Origin of the sequence: Bacillus sp. JJ1566, assembly GCF_036962685.1 — a bacterium.
Taxonomy (GTDB): domain Bacteria; phylum Bacillota; class Bacilli; order Bacillales; family Bacillaceae_L; genus Ferdinandcohnia.
On the sequence record NZ_JBALOP010000013.1, the window covers coordinates 16688 to 34117 of the forward strand.

20 protein-coding genes and 2 riboswitches are annotated in these 17430 nt (G+C 37.8%); of the genes, 4 read left to right on the forward strand and 16 right to left on the reverse strand.

Going from position 1 to position 17430, the window contains the following annotated elements; translation table 11 throughout:
• Positions 1-23: 23 nt before the first annotated feature.
• The 4 genes from V7112_RS06455 to V7112_RS06470 form a co-directional block, all read right to left on the reverse strand.
• Positions 24-542 (reverse strand): YfiT family bacillithiol transferase, encoded by a 519-nt coding sequence (locus V7112_RS06455; protein WP_335416901.1) that lies wholly within the window; start codon positions 540-542, stop codon positions 24-26.
• 136 nt (positions 543-678) lie between these two features.
• On the reverse strand, positions 679-1074 hold the full coding sequence (locus V7112_RS06460) for a secondary thiamine-phosphate synthase enzyme YjbQ (protein WP_335416903.1): 396 nt from the start codon (positions 1072-1074) through the stop codon (positions 679-681).
• A 24-nt stretch (positions 1075-1098) separates the two neighbouring features.
• A complete protein-coding gene (locus V7112_RS06465) occupies positions 1099-1302 on the reverse strand; it encodes a zinc ribbon domain-containing protein (RefSeq protein ID WP_335416905.1) in 204 nt (67 codons plus the stop codon).
• 60 nt (positions 1303-1362) lie between these two features.
• Positions 1363-2253, reverse strand: coding sequence for a TIGR01777 family oxidoreductase (locus V7112_RS06470; RefSeq protein ID WP_335416907.1), 891 nt, complete (start codon positions 2251-2253; stop codon positions 1363-1365).
• 105 nt (positions 2254-2358) lie between these two features.
• Between V7112_RS06470 and V7112_RS06475 the strand changes: the two genes are divergently transcribed.
• On the forward strand, positions 2359-3138 hold the full coding sequence (locus tag V7112_RS06475; RefSeq protein ID WP_335416908.1) for a nuclease-related domain-containing protein: 780 nt from the start codon (positions 2359-2361) through the stop codon (positions 3136-3138).
• 610 nt (positions 3139-3748) lie between these two features.
• On the opposite strand, the gene V7112_RS06480 is transcribed toward V7112_RS06475, so the two are convergent.
• Entirely contained in the window at positions 3749-4321 is a 573-nt protein-coding gene (locus tag V7112_RS06480; protein ID WP_335416910.1) for an ECF transporter S component, read from the reverse strand.
• Between the two features lie 161 nt (positions 4322-4482).
• Positions 4483-4612, reverse strand: a riboswitch (FMN riboswitch).
• Positions 4613-4729: 117 nt separating this feature from the next.
• Positions 4730-5731: an LLM class flavin-dependent oxidoreductase gene (locus V7112_RS06485; protein ID WP_335416912.1), complete on the reverse strand. Its 1002-nt coding sequence runs from the start codon at positions 5729-5731 to the stop codon at positions 4730-4732.
• A 196-nt stretch (positions 5732-5927) separates the two neighbouring features.
• Between V7112_RS06485 and V7112_RS06490 the strand changes: the two genes are divergently transcribed.
• Both V7112_RS06490 and V7112_RS06495 read left to right on the forward strand, forming a co-directional pair.
• Positions 5928-7178 (forward strand): Nramp family divalent metal transporter, encoded by a 1251-nt coding sequence (locus tag V7112_RS06490; protein WP_335416914.1) that lies wholly within the window; start codon positions 5928-5930, stop codon positions 7176-7178.
• 111 nt (positions 7179-7289) lie between these two features.
• Entirely contained in the window at positions 7290-8705 is a 1416-nt protein-coding gene (locus V7112_RS06495; protein WP_335416917.1) for a Na+/H+ antiporter NhaC family protein, read from the forward strand.
• A 37-nt stretch (positions 8706-8742) separates the two neighbouring features.
• Here the strand turns inward: V7112_RS06495 and thiW are convergent, their stop codons facing one another.
• From thiW to V7112_RS06515, 4 genes are all read right to left on the reverse strand, one after another.
• On the reverse strand, positions 8743-9246 hold the full coding sequence (gene thiW / locus V7112_RS06500; RefSeq protein WP_335416919.1) for an energy coupling factor transporter S component ThiW: 504 nt from the start codon (positions 9244-9246) through the stop codon (positions 8743-8745).
• Between the two features lie 20 nt (positions 9247-9266).
• Entirely contained in the window at positions 9267-10028 is a 762-nt protein-coding gene (locus tag V7112_RS06505; RefSeq protein ID WP_335416921.1) for a 3-oxoacyl-ACP reductase, read from the reverse strand.
• A gap of 91 nt (positions 10029-10119) precedes the next feature.
• A riboswitch (TPP riboswitch) is annotated at positions 10120-10226 on the reverse strand.
• A gap of 79 nt (positions 10227-10305) precedes the next feature.
• The gene (locus V7112_RS06510; RefSeq protein ID WP_335416923.1) at positions 10306-10968 is read right to left on the reverse strand and encodes a DNA alkylation repair protein; all 663 of its coding nucleotides are present in this window, start codon (positions 10966-10968) and stop codon (positions 10306-10308) included.
• A gap of 116 nt (positions 10969-11084) precedes the next feature.
• The gene (locus V7112_RS06515; protein ID WP_335416926.1) at positions 11085-11216 is read right to left on the reverse strand and encodes a hypothetical protein; all 132 of its coding nucleotides are present in this window, start codon (positions 11214-11216) and stop codon (positions 11085-11087) included.
• A gap of 164 nt (positions 11217-11380) precedes the next feature.
• Between V7112_RS06515 and V7112_RS06520 the strand changes: the two genes are divergently transcribed.
• Positions 11381-11524, forward strand: a complete 144-nt coding sequence (locus V7112_RS06520) for a hypothetical protein (protein WP_335416928.1) — start codon at positions 11381-11383, stop codon at positions 11522-11524.
• 43 nt (positions 11525-11567) lie between these two features.
• Here V7112_RS06520 and V7112_RS06525 read toward each other — a convergent pair whose 3' ends face one another.
• From V7112_RS06525 to V7112_RS06550, 6 genes are all read right to left on the reverse strand, one after another.
• On the reverse strand, positions 11568-12014 hold the full coding sequence (locus tag V7112_RS06525; protein WP_335416930.1) for an RlpA-like double-psi beta-barrel domain-containing protein: 447 nt from the start codon (positions 12012-12014) through the stop codon (positions 11568-11570).
• Positions 12015-12164: 150 nt separating this feature from the next.
• Positions 12165-13697, reverse strand: a complete 1533-nt coding sequence (locus V7112_RS06530) for a tripartite tricarboxylate transporter permease (protein ID WP_335416932.1) — start codon at positions 13695-13697, stop codon at positions 12165-12167.
• A gap of 12 nt (positions 13698-13709) precedes the next feature.
• Positions 13710-14189 carry a tripartite tricarboxylate transporter TctB family protein gene (locus tag V7112_RS06535; protein ID WP_335416934.1) on the reverse strand — a complete coding sequence of 160 codons (480 nt, stop codon included), beginning with the start codon at positions 14187-14189 and terminating at the stop codon, positions 13710-13712.
• A 43-nt stretch (positions 14190-14232) separates the two neighbouring features.
• The gene (locus tag V7112_RS06540; protein WP_335416936.1) at positions 14233-15264 is read right to left on the reverse strand and encodes a tripartite tricarboxylate transporter substrate binding protein; all 1032 of its coding nucleotides are present in this window, start codon (positions 15262-15264) and stop codon (positions 14233-14235) included.
• A gap of 19 nt (positions 15265-15283) precedes the next feature.
• Positions 15284-16231 carry a hydroxymethylglutaryl-CoA lyase gene (locus tag V7112_RS06545; RefSeq protein WP_335416938.1) on the reverse strand — a complete coding sequence of 316 codons (948 nt, stop codon included), beginning with the start codon at positions 16229-16231 and terminating at the stop codon, positions 15284-15286.
• The gene (locus tag V7112_RS06550) at positions 16228-17418 is read right to left on the reverse strand and encodes a CaiB/BaiF CoA transferase family protein (protein WP_335416940.1); all 1191 of its coding nucleotides are present in this window, start codon (positions 17416-17418) and stop codon (positions 16228-16230) included. Before V7112_RS06550 ends, V7112_RS06545 begins: the two co-directional genes overlap by 4 nt.
• Between the last annotated feature and the right edge of the window lie 12 nt (positions 17419-17430).

A 17430-nucleotide genomic window follows, 5' to 3' on the forward strand; every position in this document is an offset into this window, starting at 1 on the left:
TGCTGGTTGCATTGCTTTTACATTTACCAATTTTTATTTTTCACTAAAGTCGTAATATGCGCTAGATGATGATTCCCATGCCATGCACAGAATCCTAAAAAGACGCCCAATTCCATTTCTCCGCCTTCTGGGTGGACATATGATAATTGGAAATCATCCATCGAAAAGTTTTGTAAAAGTGTAACCCATCGCTGATGGACACCATTAATGATTGCTAATGAAGCATCGACTGGTAAAGCTGAATCGGATAGCTCTGCCCATTTCGTTTCATCATAGGGTTTAATAACCGGAGTGCTTTCTGTAACAGCTAACTTAAAACGAATATACGAATTCATCGATGCATCCGCAATATGGTGAACAACCTGGCGAAGTGTCCAACCTCCATCGCGGTATGGTGTATCGAGTTGTTGATTTGTTAACCCCTCGACAGTTTCCTTTACTGATAATGGTAAAGTCTCAATTTCTTTTATCCAACTCGAAACTAGTTCTCCTGTCAAATCTCCTTCAAAATGAAATTCACCTATCGGATAACGTTCATCCATTCTTGTTCCCCTCCTAGAATTTTGAATAATTAAATACTTACTATTATTTTAACAAAAGGTTGGGAAAATTTCTGTATACAGATTCTATTGACATTTGAGGAACGGAGAAAAGGCGAATCTTTTGGGATTCACCTTTTTACATGATTTTTACATAAAAGGTACGAGTTCGCGGACCATCAAATTCACAAAAATAAATTCCTTGCCACGTACCTAGAAGTAAACGACCATCTGAAATAATAACATGTTGCGATGCCCCGACAGTACTTGCTTTCATATGGGCTGCTGTGTTTCCCTCCATATGACGGTCAAGGTCATGATACCAGGGATACACTTCATCGAAACGACGAATCATGTCACGTTTTACATCAGGATCCGCATTTTCATTGATCGTAATTCCAGCCGTTGTATGAGGGCAATAGACAATCAATACTCCCTCTCTACAACCACTTTCATTAACAACAGCCTGAGCTTTATCCGTTACATCAATCATTTGGTCACGTACATTCGTTTGTAAAGTGAACTTTTGTAGCATGATTTGTAAATCTCCTTATTCAAATTATCCAAAGAATAAATCAAGTATGTTTGATGCAGTCGAAGAATTCTTATTATAAAACTCAGAGTACCCACAGTTTTTACAAAACACCACAGTAAAACGATTATTTTGAATATCTAACATTTTTGTTATGCCAGAGCCCGTCATTGAAACATCCTTCGTCCCTGCATTGGTACTTCCACATTTAACACAGCCTTTTCCTTGCATAAAATCCCCTCCAAATTTTCCTTTTAACACTATTCTTTACGAATTTATAGGAAAATAGTTTCAATTATTTTTTGTAATTTGTGCAAGTGCTTCGTCGATTGTTGGATATGAAAACAAAAATCCTTCCTTTTCAAGACGTTCTGGAATTACCCATCTACTTTTTAAAATTAATTCCGTTTCTGTTCTTATAAAAATTGCGCCCAGTTCAAGAAGCCAAACTGGTGCTGGCAAGCCTATATTTCGATTGTAAGCTTTTCGGAGACTTTTCATCAATTCGTGATTAGTAATTGGATTAGGAGTTGAGCAGTTAAAGACTCCTCTTAGATGGTTGTGATTCCGAATGTAAAGAATAATATTGAACAAATCCTCAATATGAATCCAACTGAATTTTTGAGTACCTGGCCCCTGGATTCCGCCAAGACCAAAACGAACCAGGTTTTGATATGGAATCATCACACCACCACCTGCTCCAAGCACGATAGAGATTCTTAGGGCTATCTGTCTAATATTCTCGAAATGATAAGAAAAAAAGGCTTCCTCCCAACTTTTTGCAACCTCCACTGAAAAACCGGTACCGATTTCGCCTTCTTCTTCTGTCATTGGTCTATCTTCCGCGTGTCGATAAATGGTTGCTGTGCTGGAATTAATCCATATTTTCGGCGGATTTTTGCAATCTTTGAGAGCATCACCCAATATTTTTGTAGTCTCCGTTCGTGAGGTGAAAATTTCTTGTTTGTTTTTTTCGTTGTATCTGCAATTGACAGATTTTCCAGCAAGATTAATAAGCATCTCAGAATTCTCGAGTGCTTCCATAATTCCGTCCCTATCATCCCAAGTGATATTTGGTGCATTTCTTGAAATGACTTTAACATCATAGCCAAGGTCAGAAAATTTTTTAGAAAAATAGGTACCTACAAAACCTGTACCACCCGCTAGTACGATCTTCTTCATACCCGCACCCCCCTCTTATATTCCTATCATTAGTTTACCATTATCTGGTGCTGTTTGAGAAAAAACAGTATAATAGATTCGAAACTATTAGAAAGGTTGTGGGGTATGATATTCAAACAAAGAACTGAATCCATCAACATCAAAATAATGAAGACCCAAGATGCTCGAATGGATTTAAACAATGCAGACAAGCAGTATTTTTTAAATCAAATTAAGGGTTATGAAGGAGAACTGTTATTTGATTCATTCACAGAAAAACTAGAATGTGATTGTTTGGTTTTAAATGATTTATTGCTTCAATTTAATAACACTACATTTCAAATTGATACCCTGGTAATTACACCTGAGATACTCTATATCTTTGAAGTGAGAAATTACGATGGTGATTTTTATTACGAATCGGACCGACTTTACAAGAGACCTAAAGTAGAAAGGAACAATCCTCTCATACAACTTCATCGCAACGAATCCTTACTTCGACAAATGCTCCAAAGTCTAGGATTTACAATACCCATTCAATCATATGTTGTTTTTGTAAATCCCGCCTTCACTCTTTACCAAGCACCACTCAATACACCGATTATCTTCCCTACACAACTAAATGCATTTTTTCAAAATCTAAATAAGTCTACTACAAAATTAAATAATAAACATAAAGTACTTGCAGAAAAACTGGTTTCATTGCACATACCAGAGTCTCCGTATAGTCGATTGCCTGAGTATACTTATGAGCAGTTTCGGAAAGGGATGTGTTGTGGGAAGTGTGGAAGTTTGTCGGTCGAGGTTGATGGAAGAAATGGTGTTTGTATTAGATGTGGTCATGTGGAATTAGTTAATGATGCAATAATAAGAAGTGTTGAGGAACTGAAACTTTTTTTTTCCTGAATATAAGATAACAACGAATTTGGTTCAAGAGTGGTGTCAAATTGTAGAGTCGAAGAAAAGAATCCAAAGAGTCCTTGATAAGAATTATAAAATGATTAGAAACAATCGTTGGACATACTATGAATGAGTGATCGTTTTCATAGACATTTTTAATAAAACTTACTAGCTTTTTTCCTTGAGAGCCGGTTATCAGAGACATTTTATAAATAGACTAGCTAGATTTTGTCTTTGAGAAGCAGTGTCAGAGACAATTAGCCGATGAAATTGCTGGTGTTTGTCCTCGAGAGCCGGTCTCAGAGACACTTCAAAAGTGGACTTACTATATTTTGTCTATGAGAAGCAGTGTCAGAGTCAATTAGCCCATGAAAATGCTGGTGTTTGTCCTCGAGAGCCGATCTCAGAGACAGTTCAAAAGTGGAGTAACTAGCTCTTGTCTTTGAAAAAATGTATCAGAGACAGATAACCGACGAAATTACCTTTATCTGTCTTCGAGTCACAGTCTCGCGGACACTTCGAACTCCCAAACCCTAAAATTATCTTTGAGATATTTTGTAAGAACCCAATATAACCAAAAAAGCACCCGCTCGCGGGTGCTTGCCTATCAAATCATTTATATTGAAGCTTGTTTATTAATCCACGGATGTAGACGTGCATATAATAACATGAAGATGACTGCTACGATCAATCCTTTTAGTAAGTTAAACGGAAGGATTGCGTAAACCACCATTTTGAGTGTTTCTGGTGATGACATTGCCGGAATATTCAAGAAGAAGTTGAATGCCGGTAGGAAAACATAGTAGTTAAGAACACTCATGATGATTGCCATCATAGCTGTACCGCCAATTAATCCGATGGTTAAGCCTAATTTTGTTTTTAATAGTTTGAAAATGTAGTAGGTTGTTAAGACAAAAATAATCCCTGCAACAAAGTTTGAGATATGGCCGACGGGTACGCCTGTTTCACTTCCGGTGATGAAATAATCAATCATGTTTTTGAATAATTCAACTAAGATACCGGCCCCCGGTCCAAAAATTAATGCAGCGAGTAATGCTGGAACATCGCTAAAATCGACATTCAAAAAGCTTGGGAATGTTGGCAATGGGAAGTTGAAAAACATTAAGATGTACGAAATGGTACTCAACATTGCAATTGCCACAAATTGACGTAAAGGTATTTTCTTCATTTTTTCTTTCCTCTCCTCTTTTGTCGATCCACCTCAAAAGAAGAAAGGTTCGGCTTTTTAAGCAATACTCAAATAAAAACCCCCAAGAATGGCTTCTTGAGGGAGTTAAAGGTATGCTTAATAAACGTTCAATCATTGAAAAATTTTCGAACGCGCAGAACCTCCATCTTCTCCCATCCAGACTATACTGTCGGCTTTGGAATCGCACCAAATCCTGCCTTGCGGCTCGCGGGCTTAGAGAGTAATCTCATCACCGCCGGTCGGGATTTTCACCCAGCCCCGAAGATAGATCAATATTTAATTTCACTTTATTCTATCAAGATTAATAAATAATGTGAAGCAATTTGCTTACAATTGCCCAAATTCTTAAAAATATAAATTTCTAAATCAAAAAATGATTTAGAACACTTACTTACCATCTACAACTTCTTTTAAAATCTCATATGAACGCTTTTGTTTATCCGGATCATAGATGTAAGATACGGCCATAAGTTCGTTGACATTATATTTTTCTTGGAAGCTTGTTAATTGATTGCGAATGGATTCTTTACTGCCTAACAATGTGACACTGGACATGGAGCTGGCCATTTCTTTTTCTGGCGGAGTCCAAAGTTCATCCATGTTATCTACTGGTGGTAGCAATGGATTTTGTGTACCACGAACAATGTTTAAGAAAAATTGTTGCATCGTTGTGATTTCCCGTTTTGCCTCTTCGTCTGTTTCCGCAGCAATTACATTTAAGCAAACCATCATGTATGGTGAGCTTAAATATTCAGATGGCTCAAAACGATCACGATAAATGGAGATTGCCTCTTCCATAAACCTTGGTGCGAAATGGGATGCAAATACATAAGGAAGACCTAATTTTGCTGCCAAATAGGCTGAATCCGTTGAAGAACCTAGAATGTAAATTGGAACATTTGTCCCTACTCCGGGATAGGCTTTGACATATCCTTGATGCTCCATCGGTCCAAAGTAAGTGAGCAATGCATTTACATCATTCGGAAAAGTATAAACAGATTCATTATTAGAGCGTCTTAATGCACTTGCTGTCATCATGTCAGTTCCAGGAGCTCGACCAAGCCCTAAATCAAGACGATCTGGATAAATGGTGGCCATTGTCCCAAATTGTTCAGCCACAACTAATGGTGAATGGTTTGGAAGCATTACACCTCCAGAGCCAACTCGAATTTTTTCAGTATGCTCTAATGTATGTTTTATCAAAATGGGGGTTGCTGAACTAACAAGTGTTGGTGAATTGTGATGTTCGGCAATCCAATATCGTGTGTATCCCATATTTTCTGTTGCTTGTGCTAAATCAATCATGGCGTCAATTGCGTCTTTTTGATTCTGCCCCTTCCGAATTGGCGCAAGGTTTAGAACAGAGACTGGTATATTTATATTTGTCATTTGTAAGCATCCTTTCTTCCGTTAGCTATAGTACCATCTTATCAATTGTGAGAGGAGAAACAAACCATCTTGCTTGGGTGAATGTCCCTAGAAAAATTCAGACTAATAGACCAAGTGGATTTTTACGATATATGATATAATCGTAAAACGCCAAACTTTCATAATAGTATGACAACATCACAGAGGGGGTTACTTCATGTCAAATCTTAATACGCCAATACAGGCACCAAATAGTTTTAAGAAAAAAGTGGCTATGATTGGGCCTGGTATGGTTGTAGCGGCTACCGGCGTAGGAACTGGTGATCTTGTAGCAGCATTGGTTGCAGGGGCAGGCTTTGGTCTTGTATTTGTTTGGGCTATTGTTCTTGGTTCTATTTTTAAGCACTTTTTAAATGAAGGTGTAGGACGTTACCACCTTGCTACTGGTAAAACGATTATTGAAGGCTGGCAGAAAATGGGCAAATGGGCTACTGGTTATTTCGGGGTTTACTCTGTTATTTGGGGATTTGTGTATGGAGCCGCAGCTACATCTGCATGTGCTCTAGCGATGACCGCGATGTTTCCCATACTTCCCTTTTGGGGGTGGGCCGTTATTCATGCAATTGTAGGATTCGCCCTCATTTGGGGTGGTCGTTACCTTTTATTTGAAAAAATAATGATGGTTTTAATTGGACTAATGTTTGTAACAGTAATTGGTTCTGCAGTACTATTTTTTCCTAATATTGGTGAGTTATTGAAAGGCTTTGTTCCAACCGTTCCTAAAGGTTCCTTTATGCTTACACTTGGACTTATTGGTGGTGTAGGTGGAACAATTACGATGGCCTCTTATGGTTATTGGATAAAAGAAAAAGGTTGGAAAGGAAAAGAGTGGATTCCAATGATGAGACTGGATTCAAAGGCAGCGTATTTTATGACTGCGTTGTTCACTCTTTCGCTTTTAATAGTAGGAAGCCAGTTTCTCTATGGCTCTGGAATTGCTATTCAAGGAGAACAAGGGTTATATCAATTATCAGAGATGATTGGAAATAGATTTGGAAGCGTGTTTACATGGCTTTTCTTAATTGGGTTCTGGTCTGCGGCATTTTCTTCGTTATTAGGGGTTTGGAATGGAGTTCCTTACCTATTTGCAGACTTTGTACGACTTATGAAAAAAGAACAAAATCGTTCTGTAACTGAAAAAGATCCTGCTTACCGAGCTTATCTAGCGTGGCTCACCTTCCCTCCAATGCTTCTTTTATTTTTTGGAAAACCCATTGAACTAATTATTTTATATGGTGCACTTGGAGCTTTGTTTATGCCTTTTTTATCAATAAGTTTACTATGGCTACTTAATTCAAAACGTATTGGAAAAGAATTCAGCAATAATGTTTTGTCAAATATCGTTTTAGTAGCATGTCTGGCCTTATTCGGTATTTTAGCCATTCAACAATTAGTAGGATTATTCTAAGTCTCACAAAGCACTTTCTTCAAGGAAGTGCTTTTTTATGTCTAAAATACTCCCCTCCAAAATGGGTCATACTAACCAAATGAATATTTCTGCATATTGGAGGACAATGGTTTGGAACATACATGGCTCTCTCTAATTCCTTTTTTAATCGTAATTGGTATGGCGATTTGGCTGAAGGATATTTTACCTGGTCTTGTTTTAGGATTATTAGTTGGCGCAATACTTGTTACATCTGATTTATTAGGCGGAACTGGGCAATCGATTACATATATTGTGACAACTTTATCAGATCCAACCAATATTAAAATCGTAAGCTTTTTATATGTGTTTGGTGGTTTAGTTGGAATGATGAACATCGCCGGAGGTATAAAAGGATTTACGGAATGGATTGGGAAGAAAATTAAAAGTGAACGAGGACTTCTCGGTTTAATTTGGTTCACCCTCCCTTTTACCTTTATGATGCCAATGTTTCGGATTATGATGATTGGTCCCATTATTAAACAACTCATAAAAAAAATGAACCTATCAAAACAGAAGGTCGGTATGACATTAGATATTTCAACCGAATCTGTAATCGTTCTGTTACCCGTTGCGACCGCATTCGTTGGTTTTATGGTATCGCTTGTTGAAGGTGGAATTAAAGGGCTTGATTTAGGAATGTCTGCCTATGAAGTTTTCCTGTTAAGCATCTTGTTTAATTTTTATGCAATTGTTATGCTCCTGATTGGAATCATTCAAACATTTTGGCCCTCCAAAACAAAATCGAAGTCAAATAAAAATCATGATGACGAAGAACATGAACATGAATTTCATCGAATTGGAATAAAAAGGGAATTATCTCTCGTAAAAGCACAGCCTTGGAATTTAATTGTTCCAGTGTTTTTACTTTTAGGATTGTCACTCTATCTATTATGGGAGGATGGCAAATCTCGCGGGGCACAAACTGTTTTTGAAGCATTTTCAATGGCTGATGCAACCTTTGTAATGCTATTAGCAGTGTTTATCACTCTCATTTTTACATTTGTTTTTTATGTGATTCGAAAAGAGAAATTACACGAAATTATGTATCATTTTTACGATGGTGGCAATCAAATGATGCAGGCGATTAGCCTGCTTATTCTTATATGGGCTCTAACATTATCGGCAGAGGAACTTGGATTTTCAGGTTTTATTAGTACAACCTTAGGTTCATTTCTACCCGGCTTTTTAACGCCTGCAACGATTTTTCTAATCGGGTCGGTTGTTGGATATTTTATTGGGTCTTCATGGGGAACCTGGGGGTTATTTATGCCGCTTGGGATTGCACTTGCTTTATCAACTGGTGCCTCCATCCCGTTAACGGTGGGAGCTGTTTTTGCGAGTGGTGCTTTCGGTGCATTAACCTCTCCACTTGGTGACACGACGATTACAACAGCATCGATTTTAGATATGGATTTAGTCGATTATGCTCAATATAAATTAAAGGTTTCAGCGATTGGTGGCGTAATTGCAATTGTGCTCTATATTATCGGTGGTTTATTTATCTAAAAAAGACTAAACAACAATCTGTTTAGTCTTTTTACTTTTAGAAGTTTCGTTCTTGATAAGTTTTAAAAGCTGGGTTTTTTAATACGATTCCAACAATTATAAATCCAAAGATGGAACCTGCAATTGAGCTAAAAATAAAAGACGGTACGAAACCGAAAAGGGCGGCATCCTGGCCCATAAAGAGTGTGGCGATTGGATAACAAGCCATTGCACCCAATAACCCGGTTCCGAAAATTTCACCAGTCATCGCCATTGAAGCTTTCTTCGTTTTTGAATATAATAATGCTGCTAAAAATGCCCCAATCATACTGCCCGGAAATGCGAATAACGAACCCGTTCCAAGCATATTTCGAAGTAATGATACTGAAAAAGCTTGAAGAACGGCATATGCAGGGCCAAGGATTACTGCAGAAAGTACATTAATAAAATGCTGCATTGGAAAAACCTTTGTGAATCCAATTGGTATTGCAAACAAATGGCTTGTAACTGTTCCAATCGCAACAAACATTGCTGTAATAGTCAATTTTAATGTTTTACTCATAATGAATCCCCCTTAAAGATTTAGTCCATTACTAATCCGCCGTCAACGACAAGATTCTGCCCTGTTACACCTTTGCTCCAAGGAGATGCAAAGAAAAGAACTGCTTTTGCAACATCCCCTGGTGTCGTGACTTTTTGAAGTGGAGTAGAATCCTTAATTAATTGGAAAACTTCTTCAGAAGTGGCAGAACTCGCATCGGTTGTTTGAAGTAATCCTCCTGAAATCATGTTAACGTTAATGCCGTATGCACCAAGATCTTTTGCCATGTTTCGTGTGAATCCTAGTAGTGCCGCCTTACTTGTGTTGTAATCGTGATAAGCAACGACTGGATTTTGAAAAAGATTTGTGCCAATGGTCACAATGCGTCCAAAGCCTAGTTCCTTCATATCACTAACCGCAGCCTGGGTCGTATGTAAAGCTCCTCGGATTGCACCTTCAAGCTGTGCATGATAATCCTCCCAAGAAATATCTTCTGCGTTTTTTCTTGCGATGGGGTCAAATCGGAAATTAATTAAGGCATTATTTACAACTGTTGTGATAGGTTGGTCAAAATATTTTTTCGCTTCAGCAAATAAGTGTTGTACCTGTTCCCGATTCCGCACATCTGCATGAATGGCAATCGCATTTTCACCAATTTCGTCTTTTAAAGAATGAGCTTTTTCTTCACTATTGAAATAATTAATAACCACTTTCGCTCCTTCATTAGCAACTGCTTTTACAATTTCACTCCCTAACCCACGTGCGCCGCCTGTAACGAGAATAACCTGATTCTGAAGTTTCATTCTAGTAGCCTCCTATTATGATAGATAAGAAAAACGCAAAAAAGCCAGATCCACATGAATGGACCTGGCTTAAGTAGTAAGAAAAAAATGGAAGTTTTCCACTCTACTTTCCTCCGCCGGTATTACCCGGATCAGGTCCAAAGGGTTAAAAAACGTCCGTTTTTCTCTCAGCCCAATCGGGCACCCCTAGTAGTTTGCGAATATTCTTTCTTTAAGCATAGTATGTTTACACAAAAATGTAAAGGTATTTGATGCTTTTAAAGTGTGAGCCCTGGCTTTAAATATATTTACTACCTTCTCTGACACTAAGTTTCGACAATGTGTTTTCTTTTATAAATTGACGAACTGAATCTGGATTCGTCTTTGAATACTCACGTAAGGACCAGCCGATTGCTTTTTGGATGAAAAATTCCTTACTATCTGCATTGGCTTTTATGTATTTGTAAAGGAATCTTTCATTTGTTTCTTCCTTATATTTTAGTTGAAACAGAATCGATGAGCGTTTCAGCCATAAGTTGTCACCGAATGCCCATTTTTCAATCTTCTTTTCTATGATGCTTGGTGTTTCCTTTGCGATCTTTCCTACTAAATGTGGTGCAATTATATCGACCGTATCCCACCAAGATTTTGTAGTAATAAGAATTTCAATAAATTCCAAGTGGAAGATATTTAGTTTCTTGATGGACTTGACTAAGCAGTCCTGTGCCGCATATTGGTATTCTCGTTCATCTTTCATCCATAATTGTTTTACTAGTTCAAGATCAATTTCCAGCTTTAAAATACCTGTTTCTTTATAAAAATCGCGCATTAATTCTCTTCTTAACGGTGATTTTATTCCAAGGAATGGGAACAGATTTCTCATATATTTCTGCATCGGAACTGCATTTTCATCATTCCGATTTTTTTCAAATAATTCAACGAGATTGTTTAATTCGTTCATGTCATGCTCCCTTATTACGTTTCCTTTATTGTACTTCATATCCTTTTTTAAGCAAAATGAAAAATACCACCTTTTCTATGTATGAATACGTACGAAAAGATGGTATTTTGATTTTCCTACTGCATTTTAATAGGAGTTACGACTGCAAATAGGTTTTCTGTTGGATTGTTTAGGTTGACTTCGATTACTTTGTACCCATCCTTGTCCTTGTAATCATTTGTAACTGGTGTTTTAATCTCGTTGCTCATTGTTTTGTACTTCCCTTCTAACTGTTTTCTCACACAATAAGTAGTATATGAAGGGCAACCAAAAATGTGCTTACTTTTTATAAAAAAATTTCAATATGAGTATCATGTGTAAAAAGAACCTTAAAAAGCCATATTAGTATTATAAATGGGAAAGGATGGAAGTTATGAAGGAAGATCAACATTTAAAAAATCAAGTTCTTTATATCACAAATCCTGCTTACGATGCTTTACAATCAGAAAATCTTCTTGAGTCAAATGATGCAGAAATTCATCGCGAAAACTTCGTTCAATCGGATTTAGAAAAATAAGTAGAAAAAGGAGGACAATTCTGACATTGTTCTCCTACTTTTTTTAATCGATTGGTGTAATTTCTACATTTAAAACGCCGACACTCGGGGATGCACCTAAAGCTTCGAACGCTTTACGGTGAAGATTGATTCGATTTGCTGGGAATTTCTTCACCTGATCGACTACTGTTACGATGATGTCTTGATTTGGGACAAACGACACATTTCGGATTCGTAATCGTTGACCACATTTAAATGGGCTATTTTCACCAACCGCCACAGTCATATTGTTATCATAGGACCATCCAATCTCACATTTTGTTGGTACACCACCCCATGTCCAAGTGGCTTTGCCTAAAATCGTTTCAGGATTTCGATTCCAATCCCAGCCATAATAAGGTACAGGGTATTGTGGCAAGTACTGCTGGTAATAGTACTCATCATACATATTACGTGGTTCCAAGTATCCGTGACAATAAGGGCAATAATAACCAGACGTTTGTCTTATCATCTCTCTTCTTCTCCTTTAAAACCATTATTTTCGTCTACTTAAATGTATGTTAGAGGACAATTATTGGTTCCTGTTTCGAATTTGCTTTGATGTTTTGTTTACATAAAAAAAACGACCCTTCTCTTAAAGGATCGTTTGTGCTTTTGAATATTAGACATTTGTTTCTAGATCTGATTGTGCTGCATTTTTACTATTTCTGATTTTCTTCACTAGTGTATTTATCATAGGGACAATAACAATTAATACAATAAAAATCGTAATTACTAGAGAAATTGGTCTTTGAACGAATGTTAACAAGTTTCCGTTCGTAATTTCCATGCTTCTTCGGAAATTTTGTTCTAATAATGGTCCTAGTACAAGAGCCATTACTGCTGGTGCTAGCGGAAAATCAAATCGTGTCATCCCATAGCCAACTAGACCAAATGCAAATAACAAGATTAAATCAAACTGATTAAAGTTAATTCCATATACACCTAATACTGAAAAAGCGACAACCCCCACGAATAGTGGAACAGTTGGTAATTTTAAAAGGGATGCAAATACCCCTACTAGTGGAAGATTTAATATTAATAGCATGACATTACCGATGTACATGCTGGCAATAATCGCCCAAAGAAGTGTTGGATTCGAATCAAACATGCCCGGTCCTGGCTGTAGGCCATACATCATAAAAATAAACATTAACAGTGCTGTAGTTGCTGACCCAGGAATACCGAGGGTAAATAATGGAACAAGAGCTCCACCAACACCAGCATTATTAGCTGCTTCTGGACCAGATACCCCTTCGATTGCCCCTTTACCAAACTCCTCTGGATTCTTGGATAACTTCTTTTCCATACCATATGAAAGGAAGGAAGCTAATGATGGACCAATACCTGGAAGAACTCCGATTAAAAAGCCTAGTACTGAACCCCTTCCAAAAGGACCGATTGATCTTTTCCAATCTTCCCTTGTCATCCATTGCGATCCTTTAATTTTTTGAATATTCATCTTTGAAGATTTGCCCTTTTTCGCCATATTTTCTATTGCTTCAGGAATAGCGAACAATGCGATCGCAATTAATACAAAGTCTATTCCGTCCAATAAATTTGGGACTCCAAAGGTAAATCGAGGGACACTTGTTTGCAGGTCCATTCCAACCATGGCGATTGAAAGACCGAATAAAGTTGATATATAAGCCTTTAATGAAGAACCTGTTGTTAAGCTTGATACCATCGACATTGCTAAAAGAATGAGTAGAAAATATTCTGCTGAACCAAAATAATAGGCAGTCTTAGCTAAAACGGGTGCAAGTAGCATTAAGCCAACCGTTGCAAGCGTCCCCGCAATAAACGAACCAATCGCAGCAGCAGATAAAGCTCTACCTGCTTTTCCTTGCCTGGCCATTTCATAACCATCAAGAGTTGTAACAATAGAAGCTACTTCTCCTGGTGTTTTTATTAGAATTGCTGTTGTCGAACCACCATACATTGAACCATAATAAATTCCAATTAGCATAATCAGACCGGACATTGGTTCTAATCCATATGATAATGGAATCAAGAGGGCTATGGCTGTAATGGGACCAATTCCCGGTAAAATCCCCGTTAATGTTCCGATTAATACTCCTATGAATGCAAACGCGAGTGTTTCTAATGTTAACACTGCACTAAATCCTGAGATAATATTAGATAGAATATCCATACGCCCCACCCCCTAACCTAATGGACCTAAAGGTAAATACACAGAAAGCAAACGATCAAATACGAAATATACTGTTATCGAAAAAACTAATGAATAAATAATATTTCGAATCCAATGTTTTCTATCCAAATACATTGATAGACCTAATATAAATAACACTGTAGAAATTACGTATCCTAAAGGAACGAATAAAACCACATATCCAAAAAGGATGAGTGAAATAAGGATTACCTTCTTTTTATCCTGTTGTTCACCTTCCTCCTGTTCCCCTTTTACCTTAACTATTTTGGATTTATTTTGACGTAACTCTACTAAACCAGAAATAATAAGGATGATAGAAGTTAGGATGAGAAGTATTCCTATAGCCCCCGGAAAAACGGATGGTCCAATTACCACAGATCCTGATGGAGATGGTGGTAATCGGAAAGCCATTATTGTAAATATTATTGCAAAGGCTAAAACCACCGAACCTGAAATGATATTTTTATTCAAATGACCACCTCTATTTCTTATTTTTCGATGTAAGAAAAATAGATTATCTTTTTAGCTGTCCTGTTTTTTCTAATCCTGCTTTATAAGCATCGTTTGCTTCATTTAAATAATTTTGGAATTCTTCACCCTTCATAAACGTCGTTTCCCATTGGTTCTTTTCGGCTAAATCTTTCCAAGTTTCTGTTTGAAGTGCCTTTTCGATTACATTTTCCCAATATTTCACTGCTTCTTCTGGCATATCTGGAGGCCCCATAAGTCCGCGCCAGTTACCAAATGTAACATCAATTCCTTGCTCAATTGCGGTAGGAACGTCCTTCATAACTCCACCAAGTCTTTCTTCACTTAAGACACCAAGTGCACGGAATTCACCTGCTTCCATTTGAGCAGTGAATTCACTAATTCCGGAAATGGCTACAGCAAGGTCACCATTTAATAAGGCATTCGTAATTTCTCCGCCGCCTTCATATGAAATAAAGTTAATTGCTGTAGCATCCCCATCCACGGCATCAACTAATAAAGCAAATGGAAGTTGATCATCACCAGAAGCCCCAACAGCAACCTTTTTTGAGTCAGCCTTGATATCATTTAATAAATCTGTAAGTGTTTGATATTTTGAATTAGTTGGTACAACAACCGTATAATATTCTGTCATAAGTCGTGCAATCATCGTAACATCCTCATATGAATAATCTGATAAAGCACGAAGATAATTGGACATGATAGGAGTTGATGTAACACTAAGCTTATCAATCTTGCCTTTGTTTGCTGTTACAAGCTGTGACAGTGATACTGCTCCAGTTGCACCAGGCTCGTTTATAACAGGTACTGGAAATTCAACTAATTTTTCTTTTGTAAACACCTCAACTAATGCGCGCGCAGTCAAATCCCAACCACTTCCAGGAGCAGCTGGTGCAACAAGGCTTACTGGTTTTCCCTTTTCATAAACTCCTTTTTCAGTTTCACCAGAATTTGATTGATTACTATTGGAACTTGAACTGCTACATCCAGCCAACACGACTAAGACAGATAAAACCACGATAAATAATGATGACCACTTAGACTTTACTAATTTCATTACACTTCCCCCTTTTCTTTTAATTACCTATTTTTTCTTGTGTTTCTGGCGCAGCATGAGTTTGGTATGCTGGCCCAACATTATAGATGGTACTTTCTAATTTATGTCCTACTAATCTTTCAACATCCTTTGAGATAGCTAGAAGTTTATTTAAATTAGTACCACTTTGAAGGTTCATTAGGTTGAGCATGTGTACAAGATCCTCTGTTGCTACATTTCCTGTAGCACCAGGTGCATAAGGACAGCCACCCAAACCACCAATTGAAGAATCGAAATATAATACTCCAGCCTCAATCCCTGCTAACACATTGGCTAGTGCCATGCCTCTTGTATTGTGAAGATGAAGGCTAAATTCCACATCTGGGAACCGATTGATCAGCATTTTCATTGTTTCATAGACAAGCAATGGATCTGCACAACCTATCGTATCAGCAACACCAATATGCCGAATTCCCATAGAATGATAAGCTTCTGCTGTATAAAGCACACGTTCAAAAGGAACTTTCCCTTCAAAAGGACAGCCTAGTGCTGTTGCCATCCCACCTTGCACTGTTACATTATGTTGATGGGCAATTTGAACTACTTTTTCATGTTCCTTCAAACTTTCATCAACACTTTTATTCGCATTGGCCCGACTATGGGAATCAGAGACAGAATGCATTAATTCCCATTCATTTGCCTGCATCGGAACAGCTCGTTCAGCTCCTCTTTCATTGGGCACAAGGACGCTGTAAGTCACTCCTTCTTGACGTTCAATATTTTTCATGACGATCTCCGCATCTGCTAATTGAGGTACAGCTTTCGGATGAACGACAGAAGTGACTTGAATAGAATGTACGCCTGTTTTTGATAAACGATTAATCAACTTAATTTTTTCTTCAGTTGGTATAAATGCCCTTTCCATTTGAAGTCCATCCCGGGGACCAACATCTTTAATTTTGATAAAATCATTGATTTCCCATTTCATATGATACCCTCCTTTATTAAAGCTTCAATTTCTTCATGTGTATAGCCAAGCTGTGAGTATACATCCATATTGTGTTCTCCTATGCTAGCACCTGTTTTACTTACTGAACCTGGGGTTCTAGAGAACTTTGGTATCACGCCAGAGAGCTTTATCTTTCCAAAGGTTGCATGTTCAACCTCGATGATAGATTGTCGTGATTGATACTGGGAATCATTAAAGATATCTTCCATTGAATAAACGGGAGAAATGGGGACTCCATTTTTATCGCAAAGTTCTTGAAGTTCTTTTGCTGTAAATTTTCCGATCCAGTCGGCCACCAAACTCATTATTTCTGACCGGCGTTTTTCCCGGGCTTTATTGGTAGAGTAGTTCGAATCGGTAATCATATCCTCTCTTCCCATAATTTTAGCTAACCGATAGAATGTCCTATCAGTGCTGGTAGTTAGAACCATCCACTTCTTATCAGCCGTTAGAAATGTTCCCACTGGAACTGCTAAACTATTATCGCTTCCTTGTCTTTCCGTTATGATGCCTAGTTGGTCATATGAAGCGACGAGTACATCTAGCATCTTGAACATGGATTCATACAGGGATACATCAATTTCTTGTCCTTCCCCACCATATACATCCCGGTGATAAAGAGCTACAACAGCTCCAATTGTTGCAAATAACCCAGCCACATAATCAACGAGCGATATCGGAGGTGATAATGGTGCTCGGTCTGGTTCTCCATTTATATACGTATAGCCGCTAAATGCTGTAGCAGAAGTCCCAAAACCTGCAAGCTCCCGATTTGGACCTGTTTGTCCATAGCCACTAATTCGGACAATAACAATATTAGGATTCACTTCCCGCATACGCTCCATTGTTATTCCCCATTTTTCAAGTGTCCCGGGACGAAAATTTTCGAATAATACATCTTGGTTAGCTAACAATTTCAAAAATACTTCTTGCCCTTTTTCTTTTCGAAGATCAAGGGTAACAGTTTTTTTATTGCGCGAGACAGTTGCCCATGGTATTGATTCATTTTGCTTCATTGGCTGAAACCCTCGAACTGGATCACCCTTTCCCGGAATCTCTACTTTAATAACCTCGGCACCGTAATCTCCTAATAATGCAGCTGCAAATGGTGCAGCATAGACTGTGGCAATATCCAAGACCTTTAACCCTTTAAGTGGGCCAGTCATTCAACCACCCCT

Excerpts from the sequence above, each read along its gene's own strand:
- V7112_RS06455 (WP_335416901.1), bottom strand. The coding sequence starts at position 542 with ATGGATGAACGTTATCCGATAGGTGAATTTCATTTTGAAGGAGATTTG.
- V7112_RS06460 (WP_335416903.1), bottom strand. The coding sequence starts at position 1,074 with ATGCTACAAAAGTTCACTTTACAAACGAATGTACGTGACCAAATGATT.
- V7112_RS06465 (WP_335416905.1), bottom strand. The coding sequence starts at position 1,302 with ATGCAAGGAAAAGGCTGTGTTAAATGTGGAAGTACCAATGCAGGGACG.
- V7112_RS06470 (WP_335416907.1), bottom strand. The coding sequence starts at position 2,253 with ATGAAGAAGATCGTACTAGCGGGTGGTACAGGTTTTGTAGGTACCTAT.
- V7112_RS06475 (WP_335416908.1), top strand. The coding sequence starts at position 2,359 with ATGATATTCAAACAAAGAACTGAATCCATCAACATCAAAATAATGAAG.
- V7112_RS06480 (WP_335416910.1), bottom strand. The coding sequence starts at position 4,321 with ATGAAGAAAATACCTTTACGTCAATTTGTGGCAATTGCAATGTTGAGT.
- V7112_RS06485 (WP_335416912.1), bottom strand. The coding sequence starts at position 5,731 with ATGACAAATATAAATATACCAGTCTCTGTTCTAAACCTTGCGCCAATT.
- V7112_RS06490 (WP_335416914.1), top strand. The coding sequence starts at position 5,928 with ATGTCAAATCTTAATACGCCAATACAGGCACCAAATAGTTTTAAGAAA.
- thiW (WP_335416919.1), bottom strand. The coding sequence starts at position 9,246 with ATGAGTAAAACATTAAAATTGACTATTACAGCAATGTTTGTTGCGATT.
- V7112_RS06505 (WP_335416921.1), bottom strand. The coding sequence starts at position 10,028 with ATGAAACTTCAGAATCAGGTTATTCTCGTTACAGGCGGCGCACGTGGG.
- V7112_RS06510 (WP_335416923.1), bottom strand. The coding sequence starts at position 10,968 with ATGAACGAATTAAACAATCTCGTTGAATTATTTGAAAAAAATCGGAAT.
- V7112_RS06515 (WP_335416926.1), bottom strand. The coding sequence starts at position 11,216 with ATGAGCAACGAGATTAAAACACCAGTTACAAATGATTACAAGGACAAG.
- V7112_RS06520 (WP_335416928.1), top strand. The coding sequence starts at position 11,381 with ATGAAGGAAGATCAACATTTAAAAAATCAAGTTCTTTATATCACAAAT.
- V7112_RS06525 (WP_335416930.1), bottom strand. The coding sequence starts at position 12,014 with ATGATAAGACAAACGTCTGGTTATTATTGCCCTTATTGTCACGGATAC.
- V7112_RS06530 (WP_335416932.1), bottom strand. The coding sequence starts at position 13,697 with ATGGATATTCTATCTAATATTATCTCAGGATTTAGTGCAGTGTTAACA.
- V7112_RS06540 (WP_335416936.1), bottom strand. The coding sequence starts at position 15,264 with ATGAAATTAGTAAAGTCTAAGTGGTCATCATTATTTATCGTGGTTTTA.
- V7112_RS06545 (WP_335416938.1), bottom strand. The coding sequence starts at position 16,231 with ATGAAATGGGAAATCAATGATTTTATCAAAATTAAAGATGTTGGTCCC.
- V7112_RS06550 (WP_335416940.1), bottom strand. The coding sequence starts at position 17,418 with ATGACTGGCCCACTTAAAGGGTTAAAGGTCTTGGATATTGCCACAGTC.